Below are 17,989 nucleotides of genomic sequence, written 5' to 3'. Positions count from 1 at the left end.
GAAGCCGGGAACCCCTTAACTGCCTTGCGCGCGGTGGCGACGAAAGCCGCGGTCGGTGTCCATGAAGCGCGCAAGCATAGGCGCCACCAGCTTTTCAGGCGGCATAGGTTGCTGGCCGGTCTCCGCCGCGAGCGCGGCGGCGTAGGCTACAAGATCGCGGTGGACCCCGGCGGGTAGCTCCACCGTCAGTTTGACAGGCCGATCGTCCACCAATGGCCCCAGCTTCAATTTCGTCATCGTGACGCTCCCAAAGGTTCGAGCACTAGGTCGCGGGTGATGACCACGCGCAGCGGATGGCCCGGCCGGATGGTAAGGGTCGGCTGCACGTTGAGCTGCCGCCGAACGATCTGCTGGCCGGTCTGATTGATCGTGTCCTGCGAGCCGCGCCGTAACGCGCGGGTCAAGTCATCCTCGCTGTCCGCGCCCAACTCGGCGCCGACGCCGAGCAGAGTCGAGACGGCCGCCGCCCTGAGCAGATTGCCCCAATGCTGATTCACGCGATCCTGTAGGCCGGCGAACCCAGCGCCGTCCGCGCCTGGCTGGCGCTCGAGAACGATCGAGCGCCCGTCCGGCATGATGAGCCGGTCCCAGGCGAGGAGAACACGGGTCTGCCCGGCGGTGATCTCGCTGTCGTATTCGCCGATCAGCCGGGCACCTTGCGGGATGAGCAAGATGCGGCCTGTCGGGCTGTCATAGACGTTCTGCGTAACCTGCGCCGTTATCTGGCCGGGAAGATCGGACCTGATCCCGGTGATGAGCGCGGCCGGGATGATGCTTCCGGCCTGCACGATGTTGGGCGACGGGGGTGCGATCAGCCGCGCCGCGCTCACCGTTCGCTGGTTCGAGGCTTGCGCCATGAAAGCGCGCCGGCCAGCTTGATCGCCCTGCGCTGCGCTCGCCTGCTGCGTTAGCTGCGCGGCTTGGTCGGGCAAGATCAGCGACGGGGCCGGCGCCGTTCCGGCGTTGCCCGCGTTGCCGCCGAGGAATACGCCACTCATTCGGGCAGCGTCACGTTCCTGCTGGGCGCGCTGGCGCGCAGCCTCCTCGGCCTGCGCGCGCGGATTGGGTTGGGCCGGCTGCGTGCCGATCGGCGGCACGGGCACGTTCTCGCCGCGCTGCTGGGCGGACACGATCGGGCCGCCGAGGTCGCCGGGAAGTGGTGGCCCAAGGCGCGGCGCTTGAGCATAGTCCCTCGGTCCCGAGGTGATGGTCTCGGCCGTGGCGCGGCTCTCGGTGTTGTAGAGTTCTTCCGCCTGCCGTTCACCAGCCGGTTTGAGCGCGTAGATCAGCGAGCCGCCGATACCGAGGCCGGCGGCCACGCCTATGACTGTCAGCGCCTTGCGGGACAGACGCATGACGCGGGGCGGATCGCGTCGAAGCTGGAATGGCTTTGGATCGGCGGGAAGGGGCTGCGGCGCGGCCGGCTCGGCGGAGGGAATGTCGGTGCGATCGTTCACGGCCGCCGCTCCCGTCCGTCGTCGCGCACGATGCGGACGCGCTGTTCATTGCGCCGATCGCCCAGGCGCAGTTCGGCGGCGGCGAACAGCCGGTCCACCACCATGTAGCGGCCCTGCACGCGATAATTGACTAGCTCGGCGTCCCCGGCCGCGCCGGTAACGAACAGCGGCGGCATCTCGCCCTGCGAGATCCCCGCCGGAAACTCGATGAACACCTGCCGGGAGTCGTCGAACGCACGAATGGGACGCCACGGGGCGCGGTCGCCCTCGATGCGATAACGGAAATTGAGCGAAGTCACATCCACGCCGGTCGCGGCCGGCGCGACCGTCGCAGCGGCGATGTTGCCGCCGCGTAGCGCGATGAGCTGATCTTGCGGGTAGGTCCACGACACTGAGGCCATGTAGGTCGCAGGTGTCGCGCGCAGCTCCAGATGATAGGTGCGCCGATCGGTGTTGATGACGAGGTTGGTGGCGAGGTCCGGCCTCGTCGGTTTGACGAGGATATGCACTCGCGCTGCCGGCCCGCCGCCGCTGATAGTATCGCCGATGATCCAGCGCACGGTGTCGCCGGCTGCTACCGGCCCCGGCCCAACGAGCTGCTCGCCCTCCTGTAAGGCGATGTCCGTCACTTGGCCGGGCGCGGTATAGATCTGATAGAGCGCGCCGTCCGTCCAGGGATATTGCTGGATGGCGTTGAGGAAGCCGTCACGGGCCGGCTGCACCCGCGCGGCGGCGTTTGCATCGCCGACGCGCCTACGGGGATCGGCAGGCTCTGACACGCGAGGGGCATCCGGCAATGGCTTGAGCTGACCGGGAAGCGGCAACGGTTCAGGAATCGTAACGATCTCCACCGGGCGCGGCGGCTCGGCGGCCGGCGTCGCGGCGACTTCGCGCGGTGGATCGTCATATGCGATAGCGGGCGGCCGAGCGGAAGTAGTGGCACAGCCGGCGAGCGCGGAGGCGGAAACGAGCAGCGCGGCGGTGACGGCGCGCCGGAAGGGAATGCCGATCATTGCGACAGCTCCTTTGACCAGTTGAGGGCATTGACGAACACACCGAGCGGATTCTTGCGGAGTGCGTCCGGCGTGCGAGGCGGCTGCACGACGATGGTGAGGATCGCCGACCAGCGTTCGGTGGCGGCGAGGCTGCCGTCCTGATAGCGTCGCTCCGTCCAGGCGACGCGGAAGCTGTCCGGTGACGCGCGGATGACGCTTGATACGTCCACCGCCACCTGCACCCGCCCGACGTTGGCGAACGGGTCGTTGGCGCGAGCGTAATCGTTGAGCGCGACCGCGCCCCGATCGGTGGTGAAGTCATAGGCGCGAAGCCAGTTCTGACGAACGATGACCGGATCGGCCGGCACGCTCCTGACTTGCTCGATGAAGCGGGCGAGATGGAACGCGATCTGCGGATCGGTCGGGCGATAGCCGGCCTCGGCCGGCGCGACCGCCTGCGCCTCGCCGAGCCGATCGACCTGCACCACCCAAGGGACGATATGGCCACGGGCCGATTGCCAGACGAGGCCGCCAGCCAGGCCGCCCGAAAGGGCGAGCGTGCCGAAAAATGCGAGACGCCAGTTCTTCGCCTGCACGCGCGCCGAACCGATCCTGTCGTCCCAGGCTTGGGCGGCGCGCTGATAGGGCGTGGTCGGTTCGGGGGTCTGGCCGTAGCGGATGGTCGGTCGTCGGAACATGGCAGCTAGTCCTTCTGATGGAGATCGACGGACGAGCCGCTTCCCCCGCCGTCGCCGGAACGTAGGGTGTGGGCGGCGATCGTCGCGCCGTGGGTCATGGTCTGGCGGCGCTTCATGGCCGATGCCCAAGCGGGCCTGTCGTCGGAGGCTGGTGCCGATGGCGAAGCACCTCCTGAAATCGTGCCTCGCGTCGCGGTGACTGCTGCGCGACCGCCGGCGCGATAGCTGTCTTTCAGGGACGCGGCGGCTTTCCGTAGCGGGGAAATCGCCGCACCCGCCGCCGCTTGGCCGACACCGGCCGCGCCACCCGCGACGGCGGCTGCGCCGGTCTTGCCTGCCGAGCCGAGCGCATAGGCGCTGCTGGCGGCGCCGGAAGCAAAGGCGCTCCCTCGTGCCGCGCCGCCGATCGCGCTTGCAGCCGCGCCGGCGCCGAGGCGTGCGGCGGCTGCACCGCCAACCAGCGCGCCGCTTGCGGCCAGCGCGGTCCCGGCGGCTGCGCCCGCGCCGAGGGCCGGCCCGCCTGAGACGATGCCGTTCGCTACGCCGGGGCCGAAGATCGCCAAGCCAAGCAGCGACAGCGCGCCGAGCGCGATCGACATCGCTTGCTCCAGCGTGGGCTCTGGGCCAGCGGCGGCGGTGAATTGACTGAACAACGTCGTGCCGATGCCGGTGATGACGGCGAGCACGAGAACTTTGATGCCGGTGGAGACGACATGGCCCAACACCTTCTCGGCCATGAAGGCGGTCTTGCTGAAGAAGGCGAACGGCAACATCACGAAGCCGGCGAGCGTCACCAGCTTGAACTCGATCAGCGTCACGAAAATCTGGATCGCCAGGATGAAGAAGGCGATGACGACAAGCGCCCAAGCGAGCAGCAACACGACGATCTGAACGAAGTTGGTGAAGAATGAGATTGGACCGACCAGCTCGCCCGCAGCAACGACCAGCGGCTCACCCGCATCCAAGCCGGTCGCGGCGATGAAGCCGGGGCGCATGAAGTCGGCGATGCTCATGGCATCGCCCGTCGCCTTCAAGCCCAGCCCGGCGAAAGACTGGAACACGATCGTCGCCAGTGTCGAGAAATTGCCGATGATGAAGGCAAAGACGCCGATGTAGAGCGTCTTTTTGATGAGGCGCTGAAGCACGTCCTCGTCGGCGCCCCATGCCCAGAACAGACCGGCAATCGTCAGGTCGATGGCGATCAGCGTGGTCGAAAGGAACGCGATCTCGCCGCCGAGCAGTCCGAACCCGCTGTCGATGTAGGTCGTGAAAACCTGTAGGAAGTTGTCGATGATGCCGGTGTCGTTCACCGCTGATTGCCTTCCCTGCCGAAGAACCGGCGTTGATGCGCCGCCCATGCCGCCTCGCAGCCGGAATCCGGCATGGTGAGCGCGCGGCAACGCGCGAGTTCCGCCGCTAAGGGATCGCGCTCGGCGCGTGCCGCCACGGCGTTGGCCGCCTCCGGCACGCGCGGCTCGGTGACGGCGGCGATCACCGCCACCGTCATCATGAGCCCTGCCAGCGTGGCGACGCCGGCGATCTTGACGGCTGCCGACATCGGCTCAGTTGCCGAGGAAGCGGCGGAGGCGCTCGCGCCCCTCGGCTTCGGCGGCTGCATTTCGCGCCGCCTCCAGCGATTGCGCTCGGCCTTGAGCGGCCAGCAACGCCGCGATGTCGGCGAGCTGCTGCGATTGCAGCGCGAGAAGCTGGTTGCCGGCCTGAGCCGCTTGGAGCGCGCCTTGAGATGATTGGCTCGCCGACACGAGGCGGTTCATCGTCGCGCGCGAGCCGTCGATATTTCCAACGACGCCGGCCTGAACGCGGAGCGCGTCCTGAAACGCGCCTACGCTGGTCTCCCACCGCTCGCGCGCATTTGCGACGAGCTGCCGTTGCGGGACCGACATGGCGCCGGCTGTGTATCGGCTGGTGAAAGCCTGGTCGATCTGGCCCAAGTCATAGGCGATGCGCTGCGCCTGGCCGAGCAACTGCTGGGTCTGGCGCACCTGGCCCTGCAACTCGGCGAGCGAGGATTGCGGGAGGCTCGCCAGATTGCGGGCCTCGTTGAGCAACGAAGTCGCCTGATTCTGTATCTGGCGAATCTGATTGTTGATCTGCTCCAGCGTGCGCGCGGCGGTCAGCACGTTCTGCGCATAGTTGGTCGGGTCATAGACGATCCCGCCGAACTGCGCGTAGGCCGGCACGGGCGCCGCGATCGGCGCGATGGTCGCGGTGGCGAGGACGCCGGCCAGAATGGCGCGGCGCAGGGGAAGTCGGGTCATAGCGGTAACTCCTGCTGGCGGGGGGGAAGAAGCTCGATCGCCCAGGCGCAGCCGCGATGGCGCAGCCATTCGGCCGCGAATGCGGTTTGGCCGTGAGTCTCGATGATGTCGGCGATGCGGAGCTGATCGGCCTTGGCCGACGCGGCGGCGAAGGCCAGCGCGACCTCGCCCAGCCCCAGCTCGAACAGCCGGTTGCCGCGCCGCGACTGGCAATAATAGTCGCGCTTGGGTATCGCCCGGCTGAGGATTTCGATCTGGCGGGCGTTAAGCCCGAACCGCTCGTAGATGGCGGCGATCTGCGGCTCGGCGGCGCGCTCGTTCGGCAGGAAGATGCGCGTCGGGCAGCTTTCGATGATGGCCGGGGCGATGCTCGACGTTTCGATGTCCGCAAGGCTCTGCGTGGCAAAGACGACGCTGGCGTTCTTCTTGCGAAGGGTCTTCAGCCACTCGCGGAGCTGCGCTGCGAAGTCCGGGCTGTCGAGAACCAGCCAGCCCTCGTCGATGATGATGAGTGTGGGCGAGCCGTCCAGCCGCCCGCCGATCCGGTGGAACAGGTAGGACAAAACGGCGGCGGCGGAGCCGGCGCCGACCAGTCCTTCGGTCTCGAACGCCTGCACGGCGGCTTCGCCCAAGCGCTCGTCCTCGGCGTCGAGAAGCCGGCCCCACGGCCCGCCGATGCAATACGAGGCGAGCGCCTGTTTGAGCTGCTGGTTCTGCAACAGCACGGCAAGGCCGGTCAGCGTGCGTTCGCTAACCGGCGCCGACGCCAGGGAGTTGAGCGCCGACCAGATATGCTCCTTAGCCTGCGGATCGACCGCGACGCCTTCGGACGCGAGGATCGCCGCCAGCCATTCCGCCGCCCACGCTCGCTCGGCCGGATCGTCGATGCGGGCGAGCGGTTGGAGCTGCACCCCGTCGCCGGTTTCGTCGGCAAGCATTCCGCCGAGATCCTGCCAGTCGCCGCCCATGCCGATCGAGGCGGCGCGGATGCTGCCGCCGAAGTCGAAGGCAAAGACCTGGCTGTTCTCGTAACGGCGGAACTGCATCGCCATCAGCGCGAGCAGGACCGATTTGCCGGCGCCGGTCGGGCCGACAATCAGCGTGTGGCCGACATCGCCGACGTGAAGGGAAAACCGGAACGGGGTCGAGCCTTCGGTTCTTGCGTAGAGCAAGGGGGCTGCACCGAAATGCTCGTCCCGTTCCGGCCCCGCCCATACTGCTGACAGGGGGATCAGGTGGGCGAGATTGATGGTGGAAATCGGGGGCTGGCGAACATTGGCGTAGGTGTGGCCGGGAAGGCTGCCCAGCCACGCCTCGATCGCGTTCATGCCCTCGGGAATGACGGTGAAATCGCGGCCCTGAATAACCTTCTCGACGAGCCTCAGCTTCTCGGCCGCGATGGCGGGATCGCGGTCCCACACCGTCACCGTGGCGGTGACATAGGCCATGCCGGCATAGTCGGCGCCCAGCTCCTGCAAGGCGGTGTCGGCGTCGGCGGCCTTGTTCGAGGCGTCGCTGTCGAGCAGCGTGCTCGCCTCGTTGGTCATCACCTCCTTCAAGATGGCGGCGACGGATTTGCGCTTGGCGAACCACTGGCGACGGATGCGGGTAAGCAGCTTCGTCGCGTCGGTCTTGTCGAGCATGATCGCGCGGGTGGACCAGCGATAGCCGAACGCCAGTCGGTTCAGCTCGTCGAGCAGCCCCGGAAACGTCGAGCTGGGAAAGCCGGTAATGGTGAGGATGCGGAGATGATGGTCGCCCAGGCAAGGTTCCAGCCCGCCGGTCAACGGCTCATCGGCGAGCAGCGCGTCGAGGTGCATCGGGGTTTCCGGCACGCGCACACGCTGTCGCCGCGTCGAGATCGTCGAGTGGAGGTAGGTCAGCGTCTCGCCGTCATCGAGCCAGCGGACCTCGGGCACGAAACCCTCGACCAAATTGAGCACGCGGTCGCTACGATCGGTGAAGCCTTTGAGCAGCTCCCACGGATCGACGCCGGTGGTGGACCGGCCCTCGTAAAGCCAGCCTTCGGCCCGCGCGGCGTCCTCGGCCGGCGGCATCCACAGCAACGTCAGGAAATAGGCGCTCTCGAAATGCGCGCCTTCCTCACGGAACTGTTCGCGGCGCTCCATATCGACCAGCGCAGAAACGGGATCGGGAAACTCGGACTCGGGGTAATCGAGCGCGGGACTGCGCTGCGCCTCCACGAAGATCGCCCAACCGGAGCCCAGGCGCCGGAGTGAACTGTTCAAGCGTGCCGTGGTGGCGACCAGCTCGGCCGGCGTCGCACTGTCGAGATCAGGGCCGCGGAAGCGTGCGGTGCGCTGGAACGAACCGTCCTTGTTGAGCACGACACCTTCGCCGACCAACGCGGCCCAAGGCAGGAAGTCCGCAAGGTACGCGGCCTTGCTGCGATATTCGCGCAAGCTCATCATGGCTGCATCCATGTCGGGAAGCGGAGATGGCGCCGGGCCACGTCCACGAACTGCGGATCGCGTCGTGCAACCCATACGGAAAGCGCGTGGCCGATCGCCCAGATGACCAGGCCGGCGATCCAGAGACGCAGGCCGAGCCCGATCGCGCCGGCCAGCGTCCCGTTGACGATGGCGAGCGACCGCGGCGCGCCGCCGAGCAAAATCGGCTCGGTCAGCGCCCGGTGGACGGGGGCATAGAAGCCCGCGATCGGTTCGGCTGCGTCCTGCATCAGACGAGCGCCCCGCCGCCGAACGAGAAGAACGACAGGAAGAAGCTCGACGCGGCAAAGGCGATGCTGAGACCGAACACGATCTGGATCAGCCGGCGGAAGCCGCCGGAAGTATCGCCGAAAGCCAGCGTCAGGCCGGTCACGATGATGATGATGACCGCGACGATTTTCGCCACCGGCCCCTCGATGCTTTCGAGGATGCTTTGCAGCGGCGCTTCCCACGGCATCGACGATCCGCCCGCGTGGGCCGGAACGGCAAAGGTCAGCGCGACGACGCTGGCGGTGGTGGCGAGCATGGCGCGACGCGCGCCATGCCGAATGGCATGGATCATGGCAGGTCTCCGGGCTGGGGTTTGGGAAGCAGGGTAAGGCGGTAGTCGCCGGTCGCGGCGTCGAGTCCTTCGACGCGGGCCAGCTCGGCGAGACGCCGGCCGTGCGCGTCACGGACCAGCACGGCGATCAGGTCGATGGTCTCGGCGATCAGCGCGCGAGGGACTGTCACGACCGCCTCTTGAACGAGTTGCTCCATGCGGCGGAGCGCGCCAAGTGCGGTGCCGGCGTGAATGGTTCCGATGCCGCCCGGATGGCCGGTGCCCCAGGCTTTGATGAGGTCGAGCGCCTCGGCGCCGCGCACCTCTCCGATCGGGATGCGATCCGGCCTAAGCCGTAACGACGAACGGACCAGCTCGGACAGCGACACCACGCCGTCCTTCGTCCGCATGGCGACGAGGTTGGGCGCAGCGCATTGCAGCTCGCGCGTGTCTTCGATCAGAACGATGCGGTCGGTCGTCTTGGCGACTTCGGCCAAGAGCGCGTTGACCAGCGTGGTCTTGCCGCTGCCGGTGCCGCCGGCGACGAGAATGTTGGCGCGAGCCGATACGCCTTCGCGCAGCGCCGTCGCCGCGTCGGCCGACATGATCCCGGCGGTGGCGTAGTCGTCAAGCGTGAACACCGCGACGGCGGGCTTGCGGATAGCGAAGGCGGGAGCCGCTACGACAGGCGGCAGCAAGCCCTCGAATCGTTCGCCGCCCTCGGGCAGTTCTGCCGACACGCGGGGACTGCGCGCATGAACCTCGACGCCGACATGATGAGCGACCAGGCGCACGATGCGTTCGCCATCGGCGGCGGTCAGCGTCTCGCCGGTATCGCTAACGCCTTCGCCGAGCCGATCGAGCCACAACCTCCCGTCCGGGTTTAGCATCACCTCGATCACGGTCGGGTCGTCCAGCCATGCCGAGATCGACGGCCCGAGCGCGGTGCGCAGCATCCGCGCGCCGCGCGTCTTGGCCTCGGATCGGATCGGATGAACGGTCAAGGAACTGGCCCTGCGAAGGGCCGGGCGAACCGCCGCCCGGCTGTCGGGGCACAGCAAGAGACGCATAAATACTTCTGCCGCAACAGCTACTTGCTGGCGTAGTAGAGGGGGCGGCAGATACGTGGTCGGCGGCGGAATTGCTTTTCGACTACGCGGTGGTTGGCGTGTCTATTCAGTCCGACTCAGTCGAAGTGGAGCGCGGCCAGACATCTTCCGGTATCTCGTCCCTCAAGCTCTTGCCGCTGGCGAAGCGCCGGCCGAGCGTCTCGACGAAACCCTCGTAGCGCTTGCGTCCCTTCACCTGCGCGGCCGCTTGATCCTCGTCGGGCAATGGCGGCGTCACCGTCAGCCAGAACCGCACAAACAACGTCAGTGCCTCAATCGTGAGTCCGGTGTCGCGCTCAAGCCGCTGGACCTGACGCGACAAGCGATCGAGCCGTCGAGCGAACGCCGCCTCCATCCGGTCGGCGCCGTCCGGCGAGAGGTAGGAGGCGACCGCCGCCTCCACGATTGCCGAGCGAGAGATGCGGCGGCGGATCGCCAGCTCGTCAACCTGCTTGGCGAGCGCTGGCGGAAAATAGACATTGAGCCGGACGCGCATGATCGCCGCCTACAGCTCGATACCATCGCCGGGGTCGAGCGACGCTTGCCGCGCGAGCCCCTGCATCCGGCGCCGCACCGCCGCCTGCCGCGCGGCGTCGTCGGGTTCGTCGTCCATGATCGCAAACTCCTGCGCGGGCGGTGGCGAGGTCTCGGGCGCGATGGCGACATGCTCCGGCAGTTCGGGTTCGCGGCGCAATCCGCCGTTCGCCGCGTCCTCCGCCGAACGGACGATCTGCGCCACGGCGGCGGGATCGGCGATGACGGCGCGGCCCGTCCAGTCATCGCGCCGGACCTGGGCGGCGTCAGGGGTGGGCGCGGACATGATACGTTCGGCGAACCGTGCGTCGCGGTAGTAGCGGGCCTTCTTCGCCCGGATCGGATGGACGCCCGCCACCATGACGATCTCGTCATCGGGCGGCAGCTGCATCACCTCGCCCGGCGTGAGGAGCTGGCGAGCGGTCTCTGACCGCGACACCATCAGATGCCCGAGCCAGGGCGAAAGCCTGTGACCCGCATAGTTCTTCATCGCCCGCATCTCGGTCGCGGTGCCGAGCGCGTCCGAGACGCGCTTGGCGGTCCGCTCATCGTTGGTGGCGAAGCTCACGCGGACGTGGCAGTTGTCGAGGATCGCGTTGTTCGGGCCGTAAGCCTTCTCGATCTGATTGAGGCTCTGCGCGATCAGGAACGCCTTGAGCCCGTAGCCGGCCATGAACGCCAAGGCAGACTCGAAGAAGTCGAGCCGGCCTAAGGCGGGAAACTCGTCGAGCATCAGGAGCACGCGGTGGCGGTTGCCCTTCGGGGTCAGCTCCTCGGTCAAACGGCGCCCGATCTGGTTGAGGATGAGGCGGATGAGTGGCTTGGTGCGCGATATGTCGCTGGGCGGCACGACCAGATAGAGCGTCGCCGGCCGTTCGCCCCCCACCAGATCCGATATGCGCCACTGGCAGGCCCGCGTGACCTGCGCCACAACAGGATCGCGGTAGAGACCGAGGAACGACATGGCCGTGCTGAGCACGCCCGACCGCTCGTTATCCGACTTGTTCAGCAGCTCTCGCGCCGCGCTGGCGACGACGGGATGAACGCCGGCTTCGCCAAGGTGCGGCGTCGCCATCATCGCGGCCAGCGTCTGCTCGATCGTGCGAGATGGATCGGAGAGGTACGACGCGACGCCGGCCAACGTCTTGTCCGGCTCGGCATAGAGGACGTGAAGGATCGCGCCGACCAGCAGCGAGTGCGACGTTTTTTCCCAATGGTTCCGGCGCTCCAGGCTGCCTTCGGGATCGACCAGCACGTCCGCCACATTCTGCACATCGCGCACCTCCCATTGGCCGCGCCGCACTTCCAGCAACGGGTTGTAGGCAGCCGATGCGGCATTGGTCGGATCGAACAGCAGCACGCGGCCGTGTCGCGCGCGGAAGCCCGAGGTCAGCGACCAGTTCTCGCCTTTTATGTCGTGGACGATCGCGGAGGCCGGCCAGGTGAGTAGCGACGGCACAACCAACCCGACGCCCTTGCCGCTCCGCGTCGGAGCGAAGCACAGCACATGCTCGGGGCCATCGTGGCGCAGATAGTCCCGGTCGAGTCTGCCGAGCACGACGCCGTTCGCGCCCAGCAGCCCGGCCGCCCGAACCTCGCGCGTTGTCGCCCAGCGTGCCGAGCCGTAGGTCTCGGCGTTCTTCAACTCGCGCGCACGCCACACAGACATTCCAATGGCGACGGCGATTGACACGAACCCGCCCGACGCGGCGATGAATGCGCCGGTCTTGAAGATGGCTGGCGCGTATGCGTCGAACGAGAACCACCACCAAAAGAAGGCCGGCGGCGGATAGACACGCCAGCCGCCGACGATGAACCAGGGCGGCCCCAGCTCGGGTTGATAGGCCAAGGCCGCGGCGGTCCATTGCGTCGCGCCCCACACACCTGCGAGCACGATCAGAAAGACAGCGATGATCTGGCCCCACAGGATTTTCGTCGCGGACATGGCTGTTTCCTTGTCAGAGGCCGAGGCCGCGCTTGCGGCCGAGCGCTAGGTCGATGCCGCCACCAGCGCGAACGACACCGGACACTTGGCGACCGAGCTGCTGTTCGAGCGCGCTGGCCCAGGGCACGAGACGGAAGCCGAGCCCGTCGTCGATCATGGCGAAGCGACCGGAGGCGAGTGCGAGGCGCTGGCGGACTACGCCGGCAATCTTCTCGCCGGAGGTGGTCGGGCGATACGCAAGGCCCGTTTCGCCCGCGATCTTCGCGCCAACGGCGTCCAGCTCGCGCTTGCGCAGCGTGTCGAGCAAGCCGCGCTCGAACACCGCGCGTTGGCCATAGCGGCGCGCCAGCCCCTCGCGGACAAGATGATCGGTGCGCGCGTCCATCGCACGGCACACCTCCGCACCGAACCCGCCATCCGCGACACCCGTGCCGCGCTCGATCAGCCGATGGTCAAGCCAGGTCGCGCCGGGCGCCTTCACCTGCGCGGCGAGGTCGAGGTCCGATCGCGTGGCGAGGATCAGGGTGGGCTTCGGCTCGCCCGGCTTGCCTATAGCGCGCAGCTCGACGATCCCGCCGAGCGTCGGGCTTTGCTCCAGCGCTTCAATTCCGGGCAGCCGCACATGATGGGTGCGGCCGTCCGTGCCGTCGATCACGGCATAGGCCGCGCCATACAGCTCGTCGTGCAACCCCTTGTCGATCAGCCGGCCGACGATTGGCTTTTCCGGCGCGCCGCTCACAACCGCGTAGCTTTCCAGCGGCCGGTCCTGCCCGTGATCTTTCAGAGCCTGTCCGATGGTGCGGATAATGTCGCCGCGCGCGGCCAGCTCGCGCAGCTTGCCTTGCGCGCCTTCGGCAACCGCCCACTGTCCGGGCTCACCCTCAGCGGCGAGCCCCATCGTCTCCAGATGCTGCAAGCGGCCGACCATTAACCGGCGGAGGCGCGGATCGGCCGGACCGGGCCGCTCGGGGCGCAGGTCGATGACCCCCAGTTCGTCGGCCGCGCGGCCGATCTCGGTATCGAGCCGCGTCCAGCGCTCGGCCGTCACTTCTCGGTCGAGCGCGCGCTGCACTTCATGCTCAGGCTTCGGCCCAAGTTCGGCCTGCGCCAGCTCCTCGGCGTGGGAGCGCAGGTTGTGGCTGATATAGTCCCGCGCCATGACGAGATCGGTGCCGGTGTCGGTGACACCGCGCACGAGCATATGAACGTGCGGGTTGTCGGTGTTCCAATGATCGACCGCGACCCAATCGAGCCGCGTCCCCAAATCCGTTTCCATCTGCCGCACGAGATCGCGGGTGTATTCGCGTAGGTCGGTCAGCTCGGCCGCATCCTCCGGCGAGACGATGATGCGGAAATGATGCCGGTCATCCTTGCACCGCTCGGTGAATGCGCGATCGTCGGCATTGTCTCCGGCCGCGTCGAACATGCGCGTCGGGGAACGGTCACGGGTGACGCCTTCGCGCTTCAAATAGGCGACGTGCGCGGACAGCGGCGCCATGCGTCGGCCCCCGCGACTGCGATGGTTCACGGGTAGCGCCTTCACCATCACTCGACGGCCCGATCCGAATAACCGGCTGCGGGCAAATGCTGTTCGTCCCCGCCCGAAACTGGATTGGCGACCTCGGCGCGAGCCGCCCCCGGTGCGCCGGCCTCCGCTGTGGATCGCGGCCACGCGCAGCACCTCGGCCACCAGGCCGCGCGCATTGCGGCCCTGCGCCTTGCTGCGCTTGGCCTTGCCCGGCCGAACGCGGAACTCACTGTCCTCGCTCACGGCCGGGCCGCTTTCGGCCGTAAATGGCCCGTGGTGCCATTCGAGACGTTGATTTTGCTTGCTTTTCCCTTCCGCGCGGCACGCGCGCCGACCGACGCCCCCGCATGAAGCCACGGAAAAGCCTTGGCTTTTCGGCGAAACGGGGTGCGGCTTATATCTTGCCCTCGTCTGTCCCTCCCATTCTCTTTCTCCCTAGCCACAATCTTGCTCGGGACGGATGATGGGGATGCGGCGCGGATCATTGCGGTCGGCCCGCGCGGGCGCGGGGGACGAACAGCGTGTCCCCCGGCTCTTTGACAGACGGAACGGCGGAGCGAACGTCGTCGGATGTCGGCTCATCGGCCGGCAGTTCGGATGCGGGCTCTTCGCCGTCCGACTGCACGGAACCGGCTTCGGGCGCGACGCTCGCGGTGCGGACGAACAGCCCCGCTCGTCGCCAGGCAGACGGGTCGCGAGGCGCGCTCACCGCCACCTCCGCCGCCCCCGCCGTGCCCGCGACAGCCGTGAGCCGGGCGAGGTAGCCGACCGTCTCCGGCGGCAGCGGACGGCCGCGCGACAGATAATCGTCGTAACGGCCCGGCCCGGCATTGTAGGCCGCCAGCATCGCCGTCGCGTTGCCGTAGCGGTCGTGCATTTGGCGCAGATAGGCCGCGCCCGCCATGATGTTGTCGCGCACGTCGAATGGGTCAGCGCCAAGGCCGTGCCGCGCGCGAAGGTCAGTCCAGGTCGCGGGCATGATCTGCATCAGGCCCATCGCCCCAGCGCGCGAGATTGCGCGGGCGTTACCGCCGCTCTCGACGCGCATCACCGACCATATCCACGCTTCCGGGATGCCGAACCGCCGTGCAGCGTCGGCGACATGACCGGCGTAGGCATGAGCCGTCGCCGATCGCGCGGCCGGCATATCCTGTGCCAGCGCCGCGACCGGCGCAGCGCTACCCGAAAGCAGCACGACGGCCAACGCCACCGCCGATCCGACTCCGCTCCGCCGCCAGCCTGCCAGCGTGCTCGCTGCGGTCAAGGGTGCGCGCTGTGCGCCGGCCTTTGGCCGCCCTTGACCTTCGTTGCGCGCCCCGGCCGGCCTGCGACCGAGCGGGACGGAGGGATGAGACGGTCTTTCCGCGAACAAAGGGATGATGAAAACGCGCACCGGATCAGTCCTGCTCGCGCGACTTCGGCTGGCGATTCCAGCGCAGCGACCAGGCCGACTTGTCGGCAGTGTTCTGGAACAGCGCGGCGCGGATCGGCTGCGGGAAGGCGGGATCGTCGATGCGCACCGAGACGTAATCGCCGGCACGCTCGCCGATCTCATCCCAGCCCGCGCCGATCTCCGGGCCTTCGCCGTCGTCGCCGCGATGGATGCGCCAGTCCGGCGCCTTGTCGGCGTCGCTGGGCTCGGCCGGAACGATCGAGATGCGTATGTCGAGTGTCGCCGTCTCGATGATGCCTTCGTAGCCGTTGGCGGTGCGGAAGAAGCTGCCGATCTGCATGATGATCTCCTTTGGTTTGGCAGGTGGAAAAGCGGGTCAGCGCCAGGTGAGCGGCGCGTTGGGAGTGTCGCGGGTAAGGATCGGGATCGCGCGGCCGAGCACGGTCGAGGCCGGCAACGGCCCGAAATAGCGGCCGTCCATGCTGTCGGCGTGGTCAGGGTTGAGCATCAGCAGCTCGCCGGCGCGCAGCGTGCGGCAGCCTTGCCAGACCGGCAGTGGGCGGCCCCGGCCGTCACGCTGCCGGGCGACGACGACGGGCCGCCCATCCACGCTCACCACTGCGTTGATGCGGCACGCGATCTGCCCAGGCCGCGCCGCGACATGCTTCAACAGCGGCACGCGCTCGCCGAGATAGCCGCGCTCCGCCAGCCAGTGCGCCAGTGGCGCGGGCGGCGACACGGCGACCAGCGCGCCATGCGGCGGATCGGACAACGGCTCGATCCGGTAAAGCCCGATCGGCGCGCTCGCGCTGGCGTTCCAGACGACGCGCGGCAGCGGGTCGAACACCGCCACGCCTGCGAGCGACGCGCTGAACAGCGACGCGACAGAGACCGTCGCAAAGACCCATCGACGGCGCGTCATCCTTCGATCTCCCGGCGCTTGAGCCAAGCGCGATGACGCTCCAGCGTGTAGGGGCGCGGCTGATGCCCGGCGGCGATGCGGTTGTGAACGTGGCGCCAATGATCGGGCGCGGCGTCGCACGGATCGACGCCGGCCGCTTCGGTCGCGTCGATCGCGGCGAGCATCTGGGAGACCTTCGGCCAGCCCTCGATCTTGAGCAGGATGTCGCCGCCCGGCCGCACGAACGGCAGCGTCGTGAAGGGCTCGCCCGCGCCAACCGCGCGCACGATGTCGATCCGCGAGCTGACCGTGCCGTAGTCGTTCGCCGCCCAGCGAACGAACGCGAAGATGGCGCCGGGGCGGAAGCGGACGATGCGGCGGCGGCGATCGACGATCTCATCGGCGGCGACGCGGCCGAACCTGATCCAGTGCTCAATCCGCTTCTCGATCCACGTCAGCTCGACGCGGGTCATGCCGTCGTCGGACGGCTGGCGGTGGCGCATGGACGACGGCGGGACGCTCATCGCCGGCTCCGGGCGATGGCCGAATCCGCGCGCGGCATGAGGTCGTCCTGCCCCGGATCGGAGGTCGAATGCTTGATGCCGATGTCGGCCCAGGCGCGCAGGTCATCGACCGAATAGACGACGCGGCCGCCGATCCGGCGGTAGGCCGGGCCGGTCCCGAAATACCGGTGCTTCTCAAGGGTGCGTCCCGAGAGGCCGAGGAAACGGGCAGCTTCCGGTGTGCGCAGGAAGCGGGGCGGCAGGTTAGTGGGCGTATCGGACAAATGACGGCTCCTGCGGGCGTTGGCGGCAGGAGACGAAAATGACGAAGCAGGCGCGTCGGGGTGGAGTATGAAGATGTGCGGCTGCACGGATGCGACCACCCCCAAGCGGGCACTGCGGCTGGGGTGGTCAGCGGATGCGGAGCAGCTTGCGGTAGTCGCCGTTCATTATCGCGGTGCCGTCACGGACCAACCGGACGACGAAAGAACGCGCGGCGGAGATCTTCCACTCGGTCGCGGAGAGGCTCGCCGCCTCTCCGCGACCGAGCGCAGCGGCGATCTGGCGGTAGGTCGCGCCCGACTGGCGCAAGTCCAGCGCGCGCAGCATCGCTCGCAGGCGCGCGAGCCGGTAATCGGTCAGCCGCCAACCGCGCGGCGGCGGCCCTGGCGGTTTTCCGAACAGCGCGCGGTGGAAGCGCATCAGGCTCGCCATGCGCGTGACAAAATCCTTGTCGAGAGGAATGATCGCGGCGAGCGGCCGTCCGGGCTCGGGATCGCGCAGCCAGAGCCGGTGCTCGCCGTCCACGTCGGCGACGATGACGTGGCGACCTTCGACCCCGGCCTGGTCGGCGAGCAGCGCGCCGAGCGCGTGCGGATCGACCGGCATAGCGCCACCGAACCCCTCCGGCGCTGCGTCCAGAACTACGGTGACGGCCGTCAGCTCGGGACGCCAGACGACCGCCGGGGAAAGGCTATCCGGCGGATAGGCGAAAGGATAACCCCCAGCGCCGCGCGAACGCCGCCTCGGCGGCGTTCTTTGCGACGGCGCCGTCCGCGATGCGCTGCTGCATCTGTGTATGTTCGGCGCGATAGGTGCGGTTTCGGCGTAAGAACTCGGCGGCGATGTCAGCGCGCCCGATCGCGTCAGGACGACTGCCCCCGCGTCGTGGACGCCGACCATGCGGCGTTGACATTGCATCCTCCAGGCCGCGCTTGGCGCGAGTTAGAGAGGATGCGACAATGTAACAGCCGCGTTTGCGCGATAGCGCGAAGGTTGCGCACAACCATGCCGACCACGGGGCGGCGTTGACGGTCCGGTTGCTCCAGAACGGACTGGAAATTAACGATTTAGCGGCGCGTTGCACCCCAGCAGATGAGCGTAGCCGACCTCCGTCATCCAGCGCGCGCGAGCGAGATGACTGGCGTGCATTGCCCGCGCCCTGCGCGGCTCGGCGGAAGCGTCGATGCCGAGGATCAAGGTAGCGACCTCCCGCCAGTCAGCGCCTTCGTCCTCCGCGTCGAGCAGGCGTAAATAGTCGGCGAGATGGCTTTCATCGTAAGGCGTGAGCTGCGAAACGTCCGGCGCGCAGTCCTCGAATCGGCTGGTACTCATGGGCGCGCGTCCTGTTCGTCG

22 protein-coding genes are annotated in these 17,989 nt (G+C 68.0%); all 22 read right to left on the bottom strand.

Annotated features, from left to right (window positions below):
- Positions 1–15: 15 nt before the first annotated feature.
- On the bottom strand, positions 16–237 hold the full coding sequence (locus LH19_RS05920) for a DUF2274 domain-containing protein (RefSeq protein WP_054725836.1): 222 nt from the start codon (positions 235–237) through the stop codon (positions 16–18).
- Complete coding sequence (locus LH19_RS05915; RefSeq protein WP_054725833.1) at positions 234–1,457, bottom strand: TrbI/VirB10 family protein; 1,224 nt, start codon at positions 1,455–1,457, stop codon at positions 234–236. The genes LH19_RS05920 and LH19_RS05915 overlap by 4 nt, the downstream gene beginning before the upstream one ends.
- Positions 1,454–2,470, bottom strand: a complete 1,017-nt coding sequence (gene trbG / locus LH19_RS05910; RefSeq protein ID WP_054725830.1) for a P-type conjugative transfer protein TrbG — start codon at positions 2,468–2,470, stop codon at positions 1,454–1,456. The genes LH19_RS05915 and trbG overlap by 4 nt, the downstream gene beginning before the upstream one ends.
- Positions 2,467–3,150, bottom strand: coding sequence for a conjugal transfer protein TrbF (gene trbF / locus LH19_RS05905; RefSeq protein WP_054725827.1), 684 nt, complete (start codon positions 3,148–3,150; stop codon positions 2,467–2,469). Before trbF ends, trbG begins: the two co-directional genes overlap by 4 nt.
- 5 nt (positions 3,151–3,155) lie before the next feature.
- Positions 3,156–4,460: a P-type conjugative transfer protein TrbL gene (gene trbL, locus LH19_RS05900; RefSeq protein ID WP_054725824.1), complete on the bottom strand. Its 1,305-nt coding sequence runs from the start codon at positions 4,458–4,460 to the stop codon at positions 3,156–3,158.
- Positions 4,457–4,708, bottom strand: a complete 252-nt coding sequence (gene trbK-alt / locus LH19_RS05895) for a putative entry exclusion protein TrbK-alt (protein ID WP_054725821.1) — start codon at positions 4,706–4,708, stop codon at positions 4,457–4,459. Before trbK-alt ends, trbL begins: the two co-directional genes overlap by 4 nt.
- Before the next feature lie 4 nt (positions 4,709–4,712).
- The gene (gene trbJ / locus LH19_RS05890; RefSeq protein WP_054725818.1) at positions 4,713–5,429 is read right to left on the bottom strand and encodes a P-type conjugative transfer protein TrbJ; all 717 of its coding nucleotides are present in this window, start codon (positions 5,427–5,429) and stop codon (positions 4,713–4,715) included.
- Positions 5,426–7,861, bottom strand: coding sequence for a conjugal transfer protein TrbE (gene trbE, locus LH19_RS05885; protein WP_054725815.1), 2,436 nt, complete (start codon positions 7,859–7,861; stop codon positions 5,426–5,428). Before trbE ends, trbJ begins: the two co-directional genes overlap by 4 nt.
- A complete protein-coding gene (locus LH19_RS05880; RefSeq protein ID WP_054725812.1) occupies positions 7,858–8,130 on the bottom strand; it encodes a VirB3 family type IV secretion system protein in 273 nt (90 codons plus the stop codon). Before LH19_RS05880 ends, trbE begins: the two co-directional genes overlap by 4 nt.
- Positions 8,130–8,462, bottom strand: coding sequence for a TrbC/VirB2 family protein (locus LH19_RS05875; RefSeq protein WP_054725809.1), 333 nt, complete (start codon positions 8,460–8,462; stop codon positions 8,130–8,132). Before LH19_RS05875 ends, LH19_RS05880 begins: the two co-directional genes overlap by 1 nt.
- Entirely contained in the window at positions 8,459–9,445 is a 987-nt protein-coding gene (gene trbB / locus LH19_RS05870; RefSeq protein WP_054725800.1) for a P-type conjugative transfer ATPase TrbB, read from the bottom strand. Before trbB ends, LH19_RS05875 begins: the two co-directional genes overlap by 4 nt.
- A 172-nt stretch (positions 9,446–9,617) precedes the next feature.
- Positions 9,618–10,046 (bottom strand): ribbon-helix-helix domain-containing protein, encoded by a 429-nt coding sequence (locus LH19_RS05865; RefSeq protein WP_054725797.1) that lies wholly within the window; start codon positions 10,044–10,046, stop codon positions 9,618–9,620.
- Between the two features lie 9 nt (positions 10,047–10,055).
- Positions 10,056–12,029: a conjugal transfer protein TraG gene (locus LH19_RS05860; protein WP_054725794.1), complete on the bottom strand. Its 1,974-nt coding sequence runs from the start codon at positions 12,027–12,029 to the stop codon at positions 10,056–10,058.
- A gap of 13 nt (positions 12,030–12,042) precedes the next feature.
- Entirely contained in the window at positions 12,043–13,800 is a 1,758-nt protein-coding gene (locus LH19_RS05855; RefSeq protein WP_054725789.1) for a relaxase/mobilization nuclease domain-containing protein, read from the bottom strand.
- A 238-nt stretch (positions 13,801–14,038) separates the two neighbouring features.
- Positions 14,039–14,821: a lytic transglycosylase domain-containing protein gene (locus tag LH19_RS27795; RefSeq protein WP_407696705.1), complete on the bottom strand. Its 783-nt coding sequence runs from the start codon at positions 14,819–14,821 to the stop codon at positions 14,039–14,041.
- 133 nt (positions 14,822–14,954) lie between these two features.
- Complete coding sequence (locus tag LH19_RS05845) at positions 14,955–15,290, bottom strand: DUF736 domain-containing protein (RefSeq protein ID WP_082395450.1); 336 nt, start codon at positions 15,288–15,290, stop codon at positions 14,955–14,957.
- 36 nt (positions 15,291–15,326) lie between these two features.
- Positions 15,327–15,872 carry a S26 family signal peptidase gene (locus tag LH19_RS05840; RefSeq protein WP_054725783.1) on the bottom strand — a complete coding sequence of 182 codons (546 nt, stop codon included), beginning with the start codon at positions 15,870–15,872 and terminating at the stop codon, positions 15,327–15,329.
- The gene (locus LH19_RS05835; protein WP_054725780.1) at positions 15,869–16,375 is read right to left on the bottom strand and encodes a DUF2840 domain-containing protein; all 507 of its coding nucleotides are present in this window, start codon (positions 16,373–16,375) and stop codon (positions 15,869–15,871) included. Before LH19_RS05835 ends, LH19_RS05840 begins: the two co-directional genes overlap by 4 nt.
- Complete coding sequence (locus LH19_RS05830; protein WP_015459426.1) at positions 16,372–16,638, bottom strand: helix-turn-helix transcriptional regulator; 267 nt, start codon at positions 16,636–16,638, stop codon at positions 16,372–16,374. The genes LH19_RS05835 and LH19_RS05830 overlap by 4 nt, the downstream gene beginning before the upstream one ends.
- Positions 16,639–16,765: 127 nt before the next feature.
- Positions 16,766–17,275 carry a DUF2285 domain-containing protein gene (locus tag LH19_RS05825; protein ID WP_407696737.1) on the bottom strand — a complete coding sequence of 170 codons (510 nt, stop codon included), beginning with the start codon at positions 17,273–17,275 and terminating at the stop codon, positions 16,766–16,768.
- A gap of 52 nt (positions 17,276–17,327) precedes the next feature.
- Complete coding sequence (locus tag LH19_RS29395; protein WP_054725768.1) at positions 17,328–17,549, bottom strand: transcriptional regulator domain-containing protein; 222 nt, start codon at positions 17,547–17,549, stop codon at positions 17,328–17,330.
- 146 nt (positions 17,550–17,695) lie between these two features.
- Positions 17,696–17,968: a DNA -binding domain-containing protein gene (locus LH19_RS05815; protein ID WP_054725765.1), complete on the bottom strand. Its 273-nt coding sequence runs from the start codon at positions 17,966–17,968 to the stop codon at positions 17,696–17,698.
- Between the last annotated feature and the right edge of the window lie 21 nt (positions 17,969–17,989).

It is taken from the genome of Sphingopyxis macrogoltabida (genome assembly GCF_001314325.1).
In the GTDB taxonomy this organism is placed as follows: Bacteria; Pseudomonadota; Alphaproteobacteria; order Sphingomonadales; family Sphingomonadaceae; genus Sphingopyxis; species Sphingopyxis macrogoltabida.
Note: the sequence above shows the minus strand (reverse complement) of the source record. Positions and strands in the feature narration are given on the sequence as shown.